The organism is Halorubrum sp. B52, from assembly GCF_059752555.1.
Map to the genome: position 1 here is coordinate 252,249 of NZ_MWTG01000018.1, position 11,914 is coordinate 264,162.

Annotated in this window: 18 protein-coding genes and 1 tRNA gene; 5 read left to right on the forward strand and 14 right to left on the reverse strand. The window is 69.3% G+C overall.

Annotated elements, in window-relative coordinates; translation table 11 throughout:
* Nucleotides 1-146: 146 nt before the first annotated feature.
* Entirely contained in the window at nt 147-1,316 is a 1,170-nt protein-coding gene (locus tag B4V04_RS18135; protein ID WP_498233051.1) for a glutathione-independent formaldehyde dehydrogenase, read from the forward strand.
* 55 nt (nt 1,317-1,371) lie between these two features.
* Here the strand turns inward: B4V04_RS18135 and B4V04_RS18140 are convergent, their stop codons facing one another.
* Nucleotides 1,372-1,539: a hypothetical protein gene (locus tag B4V04_RS18140; RefSeq protein ID WP_498233052.1), complete on the reverse strand. Its 168-nt coding sequence runs from the start codon at nt 1,537-1,539 to the stop codon at nt 1,372-1,374.
* Nucleotides 1,540-1,700: 161 nt separating this feature from the next.
* On the opposite strand from B4V04_RS18140, the gene B4V04_RS18145 reads away from it, so the two are divergent.
* Nucleotides 1,701-1,853 carry a hypothetical protein gene (locus B4V04_RS18145; RefSeq protein WP_498233053.1) on the forward strand — a complete coding sequence of 51 codons (153 nt, stop codon included), beginning with the start codon at nt 1,701-1,703 and terminating at the stop codon, nt 1,851-1,853.
* A 1-nt stretch (nt 1,854) separates the two neighbouring features.
* On the opposite strand, the gene B4V04_RS18150 is transcribed toward B4V04_RS18145, so the two are convergent.
* Nucleotides 1,855-2,982: a CobW family GTP-binding protein gene (locus B4V04_RS18150; protein WP_498233054.1), complete on the reverse strand. Its 1,128-nt coding sequence runs from the start codon at nt 2,980-2,982 to the stop codon at nt 1,855-1,857.
* Between the two features lie 138 nt (nt 2,983-3,120).
* On the opposite strand from B4V04_RS18150, the gene B4V04_RS18155 reads away from it, so the two are divergent.
* Nucleotides 3,121-3,588, forward strand: coding sequence for a hypothetical protein (locus B4V04_RS18155; RefSeq protein ID WP_498233055.1), 468 nt, complete (start codon nt 3,121-3,123; stop codon nt 3,586-3,588).
* Between the two features lie 24 nt (nt 3,589-3,612).
* On the opposite strand, the gene B4V04_RS18160 is transcribed toward B4V04_RS18155, so the two are convergent.
* The 4 genes from B4V04_RS18160 to mvk form a co-directional block, all read right to left on the reverse strand.
* Nucleotides 3,613-3,939, reverse strand: coding sequence for a DUF7976 family protein (locus B4V04_RS18160; RefSeq protein ID WP_498233056.1), 327 nt, complete (start codon nt 3,937-3,939; stop codon nt 3,613-3,615).
* Nucleotides 3,936-4,991, reverse strand: a complete 1,056-nt coding sequence (locus B4V04_RS18165; protein ID WP_498233057.1) for an Mrp/NBP35 family ATP-binding protein — start codon at nt 4,989-4,991, stop codon at nt 3,936-3,938. Before B4V04_RS18165 ends, B4V04_RS18160 begins: the two co-directional genes overlap by 4 nt.
* 46 nt (nt 4,992-5,037) lie before the next feature.
* Nucleotides 5,038-5,781: an isopentenyl phosphate kinase gene (locus tag B4V04_RS18170; RefSeq protein WP_498233374.1), complete on the reverse strand. Its 744-nt coding sequence runs from the start codon at nt 5,779-5,781 to the stop codon at nt 5,038-5,040.
* Between the two features lie 80 nt (nt 5,782-5,861).
* A complete protein-coding gene (mvk, locus tag B4V04_RS18175) occupies nt 5,862-6,878 on the reverse strand; it encodes a mevalonate kinase (protein WP_498233058.1) in 1,017 nt (338 codons plus the stop codon).
* Between the two features lie 130 nt (nt 6,879-7,008).
* Between mvk and B4V04_RS18180 the strand changes: the two genes are divergently transcribed.
* A complete protein-coding gene (locus B4V04_RS18180; protein ID WP_498233059.1) occupies nt 7,009-7,557 on the forward strand; it encodes a mechanosensitive ion channel domain-containing protein in 549 nt (182 codons plus the stop codon).
* A gap of 62 nt (nt 7,558-7,619) precedes the next feature.
* The gene (locus B4V04_RS18185) at nt 7,620-7,970 is read left to right on the forward strand and encodes a DUF4870 domain-containing protein (protein WP_498233060.1); all 351 of its coding nucleotides are present in this window, start codon (nt 7,620-7,622) and stop codon (nt 7,968-7,970) included.
* A 95-nt stretch (nt 7,971-8,065) separates the two neighbouring features.
* Here the strand turns inward: B4V04_RS18185 and rpsB are convergent, their stop codons facing one another.
* The 8 genes from rpsB to B4V04_RS18225 form a co-directional block, all read right to left on the reverse strand.
* Nucleotides 8,066-8,884, reverse strand: a complete 819-nt coding sequence (gene rpsB / locus B4V04_RS18190) for a 30S ribosomal protein S2 (RefSeq protein WP_498233061.1) — start codon at nt 8,882-8,884, stop codon at nt 8,066-8,068.
* A gap of 16 nt (nt 8,885-8,900) precedes the next feature.
* Nucleotides 8,901-10,103 (reverse strand): phosphopyruvate hydratase, encoded by a 1,203-nt coding sequence (gene eno / locus B4V04_RS18195; RefSeq protein ID WP_498233062.1) that lies wholly within the window; start codon nt 10,101-10,103, stop codon nt 8,901-8,903.
* Nucleotides 10,103-10,282, reverse strand: a complete 180-nt coding sequence (locus tag B4V04_RS18200) for a DNA-directed RNA polymerase subunit K (RefSeq protein WP_144796561.1) — start codon at nt 10,280-10,282, stop codon at nt 10,103-10,105. The genes eno and B4V04_RS18200 overlap by 1 nt, the downstream gene beginning before the upstream one ends.
* A gap of 2 nt (nt 10,283-10,284) precedes the next feature.
* On the reverse strand, nt 10,285-10,479 hold the full coding sequence (locus tag B4V04_RS18205; RefSeq protein WP_498233063.1) for a DNA-directed RNA polymerase subunit N: 195 nt from the start codon (nt 10,477-10,479) through the stop codon (nt 10,285-10,287).
* Between the two features lie 12 nt (nt 10,480-10,491).
* The gene (locus B4V04_RS18210) at nt 10,492-10,890 is read right to left on the reverse strand and encodes a 30S ribosomal protein S9 (RefSeq protein ID WP_094523911.1); all 399 of its coding nucleotides are present in this window, start codon (nt 10,888-10,890) and stop codon (nt 10,492-10,494) included.
* Nucleotides 10,884-11,333, reverse strand: coding sequence for a 50S ribosomal protein L13 (locus B4V04_RS18215; protein WP_094557078.1), 450 nt, complete (start codon nt 11,331-11,333; stop codon nt 10,884-10,886). The genes B4V04_RS18210 and B4V04_RS18215 overlap by 7 nt, the downstream gene beginning before the upstream one ends.
* Entirely contained in the window at nt 11,330-11,683 is a 354-nt protein-coding gene (locus B4V04_RS18220; protein ID WP_007999944.1) for a 50S ribosomal protein L18e, read from the reverse strand. Before B4V04_RS18220 ends, B4V04_RS18215 begins: the two co-directional genes overlap by 4 nt.
* 39 nt (nt 11,684-11,722) lie before the next feature.
* Nucleotides 11,723-11,807, reverse strand: a tRNA-Leu gene (locus tag B4V04_RS18225).
* Nucleotides 11,808-11,914: the final 107 nt, after the last annotated feature.

Sequence of the window (11,914 nt, forward strand, 5' to 3'; positions counted from 1 at the left end):
TCCAGGCCCGAAACTCCGACGCGTGCAGGGCTCTCCGACCACGACGTAACTGACGATTAATTGAATTGTACTATAATTTATTAACCATATCAATAACGGAAAAACATTTAGAATACTTGCGGTGTTGTGTTACTCTGGATCACATCATGAAGGCTGTCGTTTATCAAGGCCCGTACGACGTGGCCGTAGAGGAAGTAGATGACCCGGAGATAGAACACCCGAACGACGTCGTCGTCGACATCACGACGTCGTGCATCTGCGGCTCCGACCTGCACATGTACGAGGGTCGGACCGCGGCCGAAGAGGGGATCGTGTTCGGCCACGAGAACATGGGGATCGTCTCCGAAGTCGGCGAGGCCGTTTCGACCCTAGAGGAGGGCGACCGCGTGGTGATGCCGTTCAACGTCTCCTGCGGCTTCTGTCAGAACTGCGAGGAGGGGTACACCGGCTTCTGTACCAACGTGAATCCCGGCTTCGCGGGCGGCGCGTACGGCTACGTCGCCATGGGACCGTATCCGGGTGGACAGGCCGAGAAACTGCGCGTCCCGTACGCCGACCACAACGCGCTGAAACTGCCGGAGGGGCGCGAACACGAGGACGCGTTCTCGCTGCTGGCGGACATCTTCCCGACCGGGTGGCACGGCACCGAACTGGCGAACCTCCAGCCCGGCGAGTCCGTCGCCATCTTCGGGGCGGGCCCGGTCGGCCTGATGGCCGCCTACAGCGCGAAGATCAAGGGGGCCGCCGAGATCTACGTCGTCGACCAGGTCCCGAGCCGGTTAGAGCTGGCCGAAGACCACTGCGACGCCACCCCGATCGACTTCTCCGAGGGCGATCCGGTGGACCAGATCATCGAGGAGCACGGCGGAATGGTCGACAAGGGCGTCGACGCGGTCGGGTATCAGGCGACCGACCCGGACGACGTCGACACCGAATCCGAGGACTACTCCTACCAGCCGGCCAAGGAGAATCCGGCGGTCGTGATCAACAGCCTCATCCGCGTGGTCCGACCGACCGGCGAACTCGGCATCCCCGGCCTCTACGTGCCGGAGGACCCGGGCGCGCCCGACGACATGGCCGCGCAGGGACGGCTCGGCATCGACTTCGGGAAGTTCTTCGAGAAGGGACTCAAGTGCGGCACCGGTCAGTGTAACGTCAAGTCGTACAACCGGTACCTCCGCGACATGATCATCGAGGGGCGCGCGGACCCGAGCTGGGTCGTCTCGCACCGCGTCGACCTCGAGGAGGCCCCGGAGATGTACGAGGCGTTCGACGCCCGCGAGGAGGGCGTCACGAAGGTCCTGCTCGAACCCTGAGTCGCCGAGGCGTCGCCTCGCCGCCGCCGTTTCGATTTTTCTGCCGCGCCGATCGTCAGGCCCGGAGCCACGCCTTCGGATGCTCGTCTCGGAGGTGCGACTGGTACCGCCCGATCAGCTCCGGGTAGCCGTCGGCGACGCAGTGCCAGCCGCAGTGCTCGCAGGTGCGTTCGACCGCCTCGTCCCCGCTCTGTACGTGTCCGCCGCGCCTGTACGTGACCATGAGTGTCTCGTCGCGGCCGATACCGCGTCGATAGGTACCGTACGCCACGAGCGGGGTTCACTCTGTCGGCGCTCGCGACCCGTCTTCACCGTCGGTGTGGGGAGGGGTCCGCCGCTCGGACCGCCGAAACCGGTATGTCGGTCCCTCGCGTGGAAACTCCCATGTGCAAGTACTGCAACTGGGCGTTCCACGACGGGTGGGGCGAGCTGCTGAAGTACGACGACGTCTACCAGTCGGCGATCGGCGCCGAGACCGAGTCCACCCACGGGTTCCACGAGGACTGGGACGACCTGCAGGCGGAACTGGGGATCTGAGTCAGAGCGGGAACGCGTCGGGTGCCGACGCCGACGCGGCGTCGGCCGCCGCCAACTCGTCCAGCTCCCCACGGATCCGCGCCTCGTCCATCTCGCTGCCGATGAACACGAGCCGCGTGCGGCGGTCGTCGTCCGGCCCCCACTCGCCGATCGGTCCCGCCTGCACCGAGGGGCCGGCCTGGCTCACGCCGATGACCTCGTCGGTGCCCGCGACGTTCGCGACCCCCTTCGCCCGGACGACGGCGCCGTCCCAGTCGTCGAGCCACGCCGCGAACGGCTCGGGGTCAAGGGCCTCCGCGGAGCGGTAGACGAACGAGTCGACCCCGTGGGCCGCGGCGGCGCCCTCGGCGTGGTCGTGGTCGTGAGCCCCGTTCTCCTCGCCGTGGCCGTGTTCGTCGCTCTCGCTCCCCGCGATCGCGCGTTTCCACCCCGGCGACCGCGTGGCCGTCTCGAAGTCGAACAGCCCCGTGTCGAGCACGTCTCCGGGGTCGACCTCGGAGTAGCTCGTCCGGATCCGCTTCGCCCGCGGGCCGAGGCGATCGGCGACCGACTCGATCTCGTCGAGCACGTCGTCGGGGACCATGTCCGTCTTGTTCATCACGAGGACGTCGCAGAACTCGATCCCCTCGACGAGCACGTCCGCAAGGGGGCGATCCGCGGCCGGCTCGCCGTCGCCCGGAAGCGACTCGCCAGCGTCGAACTCCTTCCAGAAGCCGTAGGTGTCCAGCACCGTCACCATCGTGTCGAGCCGGAATCGCTCGGTGGGGTCGATATCGGAGTCCTCGGTCCCCTCCGTGAACGCCCGCGCGACCGGGATCGGCTCGGAGATCCCCGACGACTCCACGAGGAGGTAGTCGAACTCCCGCGACGCCGCCAGCGCCGCGGCCTCGCTCAGCAGGTCGTCCTGCAGCCGACAGCAGATGCAGCCGTTCGAGAGGTCGACGATCCCCTCCTCGTCGTTCTCGCGCGCGACGAGCTCGGCGTCGACGTTCACCTCGCCCATGTCGTTTAAGATGACGGCGATCCGCCTGTCGCCGGGGTTCGCGAGCAGGTGGTTCACCATGGTCGTCTTCCCGGCGCCGAGGTACCCGCTGAGGACGGTGACGGGGATCCGGTCGTCGTCGCTCATGTGTGTTACCACGAGACGTGCTACCAGTATGAAACGATCGATCGATGCGATCGCACCGCCGCGGACGACGCCGTCGACCGGGCGAACGAGGCCCCGAGTCCCACAAAGTATTCCCCGACGGCCGAACCGTTTCCGCGCATGCGCCGCAGAGCCCTCCTCTCGACCGCGGCCGCCGTCTGGACCGCCCCGCTCGCGGGCTGTCCCGTTCCGCCGTGGGGCGAGATCCCCGAGACCGTCGACGGCGCCGAGGTGACGCTCCGGCGCGAGCACACCGGAGAGTTCGAATCCGAGGAGCCGAGTCCGCACGACGACGCCGTCTTGATCCGCGCGGTCGACGCCGATCCGCCGCGCCTCACCGTCAGGGGACGGCTGCTCGACGGGTCGCGTGACTGCTACCGCGTCGACCTGATCGAGGCGACACTCGACGACGACCGCCTGCTGCTCCGACTGACCGACGAGGACGATCCGGACTGGGACGGCGGCCCGTGCCCCGATATCGCCCAGCCGCATCCGTACGAGGTCGAAATCACGTTCCCGGAGGCCCCGATGCCCGAGCGCGTCGAGGTCCGCCACGGCGACGAGACGGTGCTCGACGAGGAGGTGTAACCCGCGGGCGGTTCCGGACGCGGGTCAGCGCTCGATTCCGCCCTGCTCTTTGATTTTCATGATGTGCCGGACGGTCAGGTAGATCTCCTCGGGCGATGTCTGCTCCTCCGAATCGTACAGGTCGGACACGCGGTAGAGGATCGCCGAGAGCTGCTTGCTCTCGGAGCTGTCGCCGCGCACGTCGGCGGCGACCTCGCGGAGGAACTCTCGGACTTCGTCGTCCTCGGCGAACGCCTCCCCCGCCGCGTCGGTGACTGAGTCCGGGACGACCGGATCGACGCCGGCCGCGTCGAGGGGGTCGGCGGGGTCGCCGTCGCCGCCATCTCCGTCGCCTCCACGCTCCCCGCTCATCGCCCCTCGCTCGCCCCGCGTCGGCGCACGACGCCGGCGTTGTTCGCGACGTTCTCCACGATCACCCGGAACGCGTCCGCCGTCTCGCCGTCGCCCAGAACCACCGGCTCGCCCTCGTCGCCCCCGGTCCGGACGGCGGGGTCGAGCGGGACGCCGCCGAGGAAGGGGAGCTCGTGCTCCTGTGCCAGCGCCTTCCCGCCGCCGGAGCCGAAGATTTCGTGGAAGCCGCCGCAGTCCGGGCAGCGGAAGCCGGCCATGTTCTCCGCGATCCCGAGCACGTTCGTGTCGTGTTTGCCGAACATCCGGAGCCCCTTCACCGCGTCGTCGAGCGCGACCTCCTGCGGGGTCGTGACGATCACGGCGCCCGTCAGCGGGAGCGTCTGGAGGATGGTGAGCTGGGTGTCGCCGGTCCCCGGCGGCAGGTCCATGATTAGGTAGTCAAGCTCGCCCCACTCGACGTCCTCGACGAGCTGGGTGATGATCTTGTGGACCATCGGCCCGCGCCAGATGACCGGGTCGTCCTCGCCGGTGAGGAAGTCCATGCTCATCAGCTTCACGCCGAACCGCTCGGGCGGGACGATCGTCTCGCCGTCGGTCTGGGGGCGCTCTTCGGCCGAGACCATCCGCGGGACGTTCGGCCCGTACACGTCGGCGTCGAAGAGCCCGACGCGCGCGCCGAGCTCCGAGAGCCCCGCGGCGACGTTGACGGCCATCGTCGACTTGCCGACGCCGCCCTTCCCGGAGGCGACCGCTATCACGTTCTTCACGCCCGGGAGCACCTGTTCGTCCGCGTCCAGTTCGTCAGGGATCGACGCCGAGAGCTCCACGTCGAACTCGGTGTCCGCGAGCGCCGCCCGCACGTCCTCGGCGATCGCGGACTCGTGCGGCGAGAAGGGCGCGCCGAGGGCGAGCGACACGCGGACCGTCCCGCCGGCGCCGTCCCCGCCCTCCTCGACGGCGACGTCGTTCACCAGCCCGAGGGAGACGATGTCGTCCCCGAGGTCGGGGTCCTGCACGTCCGCGAGCCGCTCCCGCACGTCCGCTTCGTTCATGCCCGGAGGGAGGGCGGTGGGGCGAATAAGGGTTCTGTACCCCGGATCAGTCGACGCGGGTCCCCGTGTCCTCGCCGCGCAGGAACGGCGCCAATCCCTCGGCGCCGAACACGTACGCCGGCGCGTCGAGCGCCAGGAGCTCCCGCACCTTCGCCGCCATCCCGCCCGACACGTCGGTCGCGTCGCTCGCGCCGAGCGCGTCGGCGACCGCCTCGAAGTCACCGATCGCGGGGATCACGTCGCCGTCGACGTCGAGGACGCCCGGGACGGTCGAACAGACCCCGACCCGCCGAGCGCCGAGGCCCGAAGCGAGCTCGACGACCAGCTCGTCGCCGGAGACGACGGTGACCCCCGCGCCCGCGGTGGCGACGCCGTCGCCGTGGAGGACGGGGACGAACCCCTCGCCGAGCAGCGTCGCCGTCGAGGAGAGCGGCAGGTCGAGGTCGCCGTCGGTCCCCTCGGGGCGGGCCGACAGCGACAGGGGATGGACGGGCACCGCGGGTACGCCGCGGTCGTGGAGCCGGTCGAGAACTGCCCGGTTCAGCGTCGTCATCGCGCCGTGGACGTCCGCCACCGCCGCCGGGTCGTGAGTCCCCGCGGTCGTCGACACGCCGTGCTCGCTGGCGTGGTGGTGGCCGAAGCTCCCGCCGCCGTGGACGACGACGAGCCGCTCGACCGCCCCGTCGGCGAGGGCGTCGGCCACGGCGTCGCAGGCGGCCGCGAGCGCGTCGTCGTCGAGCGTCTCGGGCCGGTCCTTCTCCGTGATCAGGCTCCCGCCGAGCTTGAGCACGACGGGGGGCGCCGGGGAAGGTGCGTCGCGGTCGACGTCGGCCGCGGCGCCGGAGCCGGAGACGCCGTCACCACCGCCCGTCACGGCTCCACCACCCGGACGCCCTCCGTCGCCAGCCCGGCGCGGAACGCCTCCTCGCAGCCCTGCGTGAACGAGAGCGCGGTCTCCGTCGCGTCGCTCGCGTCGAGCGCGACGACGCAGCCACCGCCGCCCGCGCCGGTGAGCTTCGCGCCGTGCGCGCCCGCGTCGCGGGCGGCCCACACCATCGCGTCGAGCGAGCGCGCCGAGACGCCGAGCGCCGAGAGCAGGCCGTGGTTGAAGTCCATCAGCTCGCCGAGCGCCGCGAGCAGCTCCGGCGACGGCTCCGCGTCGGACTCGGCCTCCGCGAGCAGCCCCTCCCCGGTCCGGACGAGGTCGCCGATCGACTCGACGGTGTCCGCCGCGAAGCCGTACTCCTCGCGGAGGTCGCCGACGCCGGCCACGAGCTCGCCGGTGTCGCCTGCGCCGCCGTCGAAGCCGACGACGAACGGCAGGTTCGGCGTCTCGATCGGCTCGCAGTCGTCGCCCTCGACGCGGACCGCGCCGCCCATCGTCGAACAGAAGGTGTCGGCGCGGGAGGCCTGCCCGTCCTGCACCTCGTGCTCGGCGCGGTACGCGCGGTCGGCCAGCTCGCGCCGGTCGAGCGGCTCTCCGAGCGCCCGCGTCGCGGCGTCGATGCCGGCGACGACGACGGCCGCGGAGGAGCCGAGCCCCGCCCCGAGCGGGATGTCGCTCTCGACGGTGATGTCGAAGCCGGCGTCCGGCGCGTCGGCCGCGTCCCGGGCCTGTCGCACGGCGGCGTCGACGTAGCCCATCGCGGCCTCGACCAGCGGCGTCGGCACGTCGACGTCGGGGTGATCCCCGGTGCCGCCGGAGTACTCCACGGTGAACCCGTCGAGCGAGAGGTCCTCGGCCGCGACGCGGACGTGGTCGTCCGACCGCGGCTCGGCGGTCACCGTTGCGCGTCGCTCGATCGCGGCCGGCACGGCCGGCTCGCCGTAGACGACGGCGTGTTCGCCGAAGAGGTACACCTTCCCCGGCGCTTCACAGGCGGTCATACGAACCCCCTCTCCCCGGGGGCATACAGGCGTTGCGCTTGTCGGGCCGCCGTCGGCGCCCCGCGAACGCGGGACGGCGAGGGCCTCGGCTCCCGCCACCTTTTCACCGGCGGCGGCCGTGGTCCGCGTCATGACGACGCTTCCGTCCCTTCTGACGCGGTCGCTCGCGAACTTCGTCGAGGGGCTGGCGGTCGCGATCCCGCGGCTGCTCTCGGGGCTGATCTTCCTCGCGCTGGCGTACCTGACGGTGCGGATCGTGCTCGCGCTCGTCCGCTCTTCGATCGAGCGGATCTACATCGGCGATCGCGAGCTCGTGGGCGACCTCATCGTCACGCTCGTGGCGATCTTCCTGTGGTTCGGCGTCGCGTTGACGTTCCTGAAAGTCGTCGGGATGGGCGACATCGCGGCGAGCCTCGGCACCGCCGTCGGCTTCATCGCGCTGGGCGTCTCCTACGCGCTCTCCGAGATGATCGAGGACACGGTCGCCGGCGTCTACCTCCTCCGCGACCCCGACTTCAACCCGGGATACCGCGTCGAAGCGAAGGGCGTGACCGGGACGGTCGCCGCGATCGAGCTCCGGAAGACCCGGATCGACACGGACGCCGGCGACCGCGTCGTGATGGCGAACCGAGAGATAGAGCCCCGCTGGACCCACGACGTGCCGGACGAAGAGTCCTGATCTCGCGGCCCGAGCGCGTAACGGGCCAAATACTTATCAATTCAGTCTGAGAAATCCGCGCCATGTCATCTCAAGAAGACGCGAGTGCCGGGGAAACGGTCGACGGAGACACGACCCTCGCCGCCCTCTCGCACGCGTCGGCGCTGGTCGCTTCGTTCCTGGGACCGCTGCTGTTCTTAGTGCTCGCGGACGACGACGACGAACTCGTCAAGCGGAACGCGAAGAACTCGCTCAACTTCCAGATCATCGTCTTCATCGCGATGATCGTCTCGGGGCTGTTGACGGTCGTGCTCGTCGGCTTCCTGCTCCTCCCGCTGATCGGACTGATCGACCTCGTGTTGGTCGTAATGGCCACGCTGAAGGCCAACGAGGGGCAGGTATACGCGTACCCGTACACGCCGAACATCCTCTGAGGACCGCGGAGGGGCCATTTTCACACGACGGAGACGGCCGCGGCTCCGCGGTATCGAAGCGTCGGAAAAGTCGAACTCGATTTCGGAAAACCGACTTACAGCTCGTCCTCGAAGTCGTCGAGGGCGAAGACGGTGTCGGCGCCGCGGCGGTCGAGCGTCTCGTTGGCGAGCAGCCAGTAGACGACCGACAGCGCGCGTCGACCCTTGTTGTTCGTCGGGATAACGAGGTCGACGTTCGACAGCTGGTTGTTGGAGTCGCACATCGCGATGACCGGGATGCCGACGGTGATGGCCTCCTTGACGGCCTGCGCGTCGCCGATCGGGTCGGTCACCACGACGACGTCCGGCTCGATGTAGCCGGCGTAGTCGGGGTTCGTCAGCGTGCCGGGGATGAAACGCCCCGTGCGGGCGCGGGCGCCGATGGCGTCCGCGAACTTCTCGGCCGGGAACCGGCCGTACTGCCGCGAGGACGTGACGAGGATCTGCTCGGGGTCGTAGTTGGAGAGGAAGTCCGCGGCAGTCCGGATGCGCTGGTCCGTCGTGCTCACGTCGAGCACGTACAGGCCGTCGTCGCGGACGCGGTGGATGAACCGCTCCATGTCCGCCGTCTTCTGCTGGGTCCCGATGTGGACACCGGCGGAGAGGTAGTCCTCCACGGGGATCAGCAGGTCGACGTCGTCGTCGGGCATGACGTCGTCGTCGAACGGGGAGGCCTCTTCCTCCTCGTCCGCGGCGTCGTCGTCTTCGATCTCGGCGTCGGCGGGTGCTTCGGGTTCGGCGTCAGCGGACGCCCCCTCGGCAGCCGCGTCGGCGGTCGGTTCCTCGGTCGTGTCGGCCTCCTCCTCGACCGCCGCGTCGACCGCCTCGGTCTCCGCGTCGTCGTCGAGTTCGACCGCGTCGTTGTCTTCGCTCATGCGTGGTGTGGGCCCGTCATACCGCGTCGTCCGCGATGCGGACCAGTTCGTTCAGCTTGGCGGTTCGCTCGCCGCCGACCGTGCCGGTCTTGATGAACCCGGCGTCGGTCGCCACGGCGAGGTGTGCGATTGTGGTGTCCTCCGTCTCGCCCGAGCGGTGCGAGATGACCGTCTCGTACCCGTTGCGGGCGGCGAGCTCGACCGCGTCGAACGCGTCCGACAGCGTCCCGATCTGGTTCGGCTTGATCAGGATGCTGTTGGCCGCGCCCTGGTCGATCCCCTCGCGGAGCCGCTCGACGTTGGTGACGAACAGGTCGTCGCCGCAGATCAGCGTCCGGTCGCCGACCCGGTCGGTCAGCTCCGCGAACGCCTCGTAATCGTTCTCGTCGAGGGGGTCCTCGACGTACGCGAGGTCGTACTCGTCGACGAGGCCCGCGACGTACTCGACCTGCTCGGCGGTCGACTTGGACTCGTCGCCGTACACGTACGACTCGCTGTCGTCGTCGTACAGCTCGGCGGCGGCCATGTCGAGCCCGAAGCGGATCTCGAAGCCCACTTCGTCCTCGACCAGCTCGACCGCCTCCTCAACGACCTCGAACGCCTCCGCGTCCGAGATCGGGGGTGCCCACGCGCCCTCGTCGCCCTTCGCGGCCGGCACGCCGCGCTCGTCGAGCACGTCCGCGACCGCCGCGTGGACCGCGGCGTTCGCGAAGACGGCCTCCGAGACGCTGGGCGCGCCGACCGGCGCGGCGAGGAACTCCTGGATGTGCGTCGCCTCCTTGGCGTGCTCCCCGCCGCCGACGACGTTGCCGAGCGGGATCGGGAAGTTGTCGCCGCGGAACGCGCCCCCGAGGTGCTGGTACAGCGGCGCGCCGAGCACGTCGGCGGCGGCCTTCGCGGCCGCCATCGAGATGGCGACGGCGCTGTTGGCGCCGATGGCCGAGAAGTCGTCCGTGCCGTCGGCCGCGCGGAGCGCGCCGTCGACGGCGCGCTGGTCGCCGGCGTACAGGCCCTCCAGCCGGGGAACGGCGTGTTCCCGAGCCTTCGCGATCGACTCGCTGGCGGGGAGTTCGATCGCCTCGTACTCGCCGGTGGACGCCCCGCTGGGCGCCGCCCCGCGGCCGAAGCCGCCGGACTCGGTGAGGACGTCGGCCTCGACGGTCGGGTTCCCCCGCGAGTCGAGCACGCGACGCAGCGAGACGCTGGTGATGCGGGTCATCAGTTGGACTCCCTCCGGACCGTGAACGGGAGCGCGCCCGCGTCGTACTCCTCGGCGGCGACGAGGATGGGCTCCGTCTGGTCCGTGTCGATCAGCACGGGCGCCCCGTACGACACCTGCAGCGCTCGCGCGCCGAGGATGCGTGCCTTCTCGTATCGATTGTATCGCTGTGTTGACATTGTTACTGGTACGGCGAGACGACGTCGACGAGGTCGCGATGGCTGACCATCATCCGGCGGCAGCAGTGCCGGTCGACCCCGAGGTCGTCGAGCACGTCGCCCGGGTCCTCGTCGCCGTCGCGGGCGCGCTGCTTGAACTCCTCCCAGTGTTCACCGATGACGTTGCCGCACGTGAAACACCGGACGGGGATCATCATGACTGGATCACCTCAGCGGTAGGACTTCTGGTAGCGGGCACGCGCGCCGGGTCCGCCCCACTTCTTGGGTTCGGACTGGCGCACGTCGTTGACCAGCAGCGTGCGGTCGAAGCTCATGTACGCGTCGCGCAGCTCGGCGTCGCCGAGGTGCTGGACGAGACCACGCGCGATGGCGGTCCGCGTCGCGTCGGCCTGGCCGCTGAAGCCGCCGCCCTCGACGTTGATGTCGATGTCGACGCCGTCGCGGAGCTCCTCGCCCGCGATGCGGAACGGCTCCAGCATCTTGAGCCGCGCCTGCTCCGGTTCGACCAGCTCGACTGGCTGGGAGTTGATGCGAACGCGGCCCTCGCCGTCGCGCACGGTGGCGCGGGCGACGGCCGTCTTCTTCTTGCCTGAGGTGTTAGTTACCATGTGACGTTGGCTCCCAGAGACTCGGAGATCTCCCCGAGCGTCGTGAACTTGATGTTCGAGAGGCGGTCGAGCGAGGTGCCGTCGAGGACGACGGTCTCGGCGTCCTCGTCGCGCTCGTAGGGGTTACCCACGTAGACGCGGACGTTCGAGAACGCCTCGCGGCCGTCCTCGGTCTTGTACGGCAGCATGCCGCGGATGGCGCGCTTGAAGATGCGGTCGGGGCGCTTGGGGTAGTACGGCCCGCTGTCGGAGCCGAGCTCCGCGCGGGTGTGGTACGTCTCCATCGTCGCCTCCTCGTTGCCGGTGATGACCGCGCGCTCGGCGTTGACGACGGCGACCGTCTCGCCGTCGAGGACGCGCTGGGCGACCTTCGACGAGACGCGACCGAGGATGCAGTCGCGGGCGTCGACGACGACGTCCGCGTCGATCTTCGCGAGACTCATCGGATCACCCGAACGTTGCTCCCTTCGGGATTCTGTTCAACGAACTGTTCAAGCGACACCGCTTCGCCGGCCTGGTCGATCTTCGTGCGGGCGGTTCCCGAGAAGTCGACGGCGGCGACGGTGACGTTCTTTTCGAGCACACCGCTGCCCAGCACCTTGCCGGGGACGACGACCGTCTCGTCTTCCTGCGCGTATCGTTCGATACGGCCCAGGTTGACCTCAGCGTGCGTGCGCCGTGGCTTCTCCAGTCGGTCGGCGACGTCCTGCCACACGTTGGCACCGGAGTCGCGCGAGACCGACTTCAGATCGGCGATGAGGTTCTGTAGTTTCGGATTCGTCTTGCTACTCATAGCTGTCCCTCCTGAAGCGGAGAGTTAGTGAAAACGGAGTGCAGGGAGCAGGATTTGAACCTGCGGACCTCTACAGGACAGCGCCCTGAACGCTGCGCCGTTGGCCTGACTTGGCTATCCCTGCGTGCACTCCTGCGTAATCCGGCTCCCTTCAAACCACTTTCGGTCCCGCCGTCGGAACGACCCGAGGCGGGTCCGGAACGACCCGACTCGGCGTCGGATCGGGACGCG

Excerpts from the sequence above, each read along its gene's own strand:
- B4V04_RS18135 (WP_498233051.1), top strand. The coding sequence starts at position 147 with ATGAAGGCTGTCGTTTATCAAGGCCCGTACGACGTGGCCGTAGAGGAA.
- B4V04_RS18140 (WP_498233052.1), bottom strand. The coding sequence starts at position 1,539 with ATGGTCACGTACAGGCGCGGCGGACACGTACAGAGCGGGGACGAGGCG.
- B4V04_RS18145 (WP_498233053.1), top strand. The coding sequence starts at position 1,701 with ATGTGCAAGTACTGCAACTGGGCGTTCCACGACGGGTGGGGCGAGCTG.
- B4V04_RS18150 (WP_498233054.1), bottom strand. The coding sequence starts at position 2,982 with ATGAGCGACGACGACCGGATCCCCGTCACCGTCCTCAGCGGGTACCTC.
- B4V04_RS18155 (WP_498233055.1), top strand. The coding sequence starts at position 3,121 with ATGCGCCGCAGAGCCCTCCTCTCGACCGCGGCCGCCGTCTGGACCGCC.
- B4V04_RS18160 (WP_498233056.1), bottom strand. The coding sequence starts at position 3,939 with ATGAGCGGGGAGCGTGGAGGCGACGGAGATGGCGGCGACGGCGACCCC.
- B4V04_RS18165 (WP_498233057.1), bottom strand. The coding sequence starts at position 4,991 with ATGAACGAAGCGGACGTGCGGGAGCGGCTCGCGGACGTGCAGGACCCC.
- mvk (WP_498233058.1), bottom strand. The coding sequence starts at position 6,878 with ATGACCGCCTGTGAAGCGCCGGGGAAGGTGTACCTCTTCGGCGAACAC.
- B4V04_RS18180 (WP_498233059.1), top strand. The coding sequence starts at position 7,009 with ATGACGACGCTTCCGTCCCTTCTGACGCGGTCGCTCGCGAACTTCGTC.
- B4V04_RS18185 (WP_498233060.1), top strand. The coding sequence starts at position 7,620 with ATGTCATCTCAAGAAGACGCGAGTGCCGGGGAAACGGTCGACGGAGAC.
- rpsB (WP_498233061.1), bottom strand. The coding sequence starts at position 8,884 with ATGAGCGAAGACAACGACGCGGTCGAACTCGACGACGACGCGGAGACC.
- eno (WP_498233062.1), bottom strand. The coding sequence starts at position 10,103 with ATGACCCGCATCACCAGCGTCTCGCTGCGTCGCGTGCTCGACTCGCGG.
- B4V04_RS18200 (WP_144796561.1), bottom strand. The coding sequence starts at position 10,282 with ATGTCAACACAGCGATACAATCGATACGAGAAGGCACGCATCCTCGGC.
- B4V04_RS18205 (WP_498233063.1), bottom strand. The coding sequence starts at position 10,479 with ATGATGATCCCCGTCCGGTGTTTCACGTGCGGCAACGTCATCGGTGAA.
- B4V04_RS18210 (WP_094523911.1), bottom strand. The coding sequence starts at position 10,890 with ATGGTAACTAACACCTCAGGCAAGAAGAAGACGGCCGTCGCCCGCGCC.
- B4V04_RS18215 (WP_094557078.1), bottom strand. The coding sequence starts at position 11,333 with ATGAGTCTCGCGAAGATCGACGCGGACGTCGTCGTCGACGCCCGCGAC.
- B4V04_RS18220 (WP_007999944.1), bottom strand. The coding sequence starts at position 11,683 with ATGAGTAGCAAGACGAATCCGAAACTACAGAACCTCATCGCCGATCTG.